At 62.9% G+C, this 280-nt stretch carries 1 protein-coding gene; it reads left to right on the forward strand.

All coding sequences use genetic code 11. The annotated features are described in order from the left end of the window. Positions 1 to 280: hypothetical protein (locus AC1RPH_RS08280; RefSeq protein ID WP_481762108.1), on the forward strand; the 280-nt coding region annotated here is incomplete at both ends.

Genomic DNA, 280 nt, shown 5'->3' on the forward strand with positions numbered 1-280 from the left:
AGTAGTTTGGCCGCCTACACCGAGAGCGATAACGTCTCTCACGAAGGCTCGCAGATGCACAATGACTCCACCGGAATGGAGTCCGGGCAGCACGTTCGCCGCGACCGGTCGGCGTCTCTGACGGACCAGGTTTCGTCCGGCTCTCGCGTTGCAGCGGATCTAACTCGCAGCGCAGACGTGCGCCAGCGCGGATCGACGCAAGTGGTTTCGCGCGTAGATACCTCGACCAACCTGATGACGCCTGAGAAGCTGCAGGCGGTCGCTGCGCGCAACGGTATCC

This window comes from Dellaglioa sp. CoH-57-MRSF-16 (genome assembly GCF_056782055.1).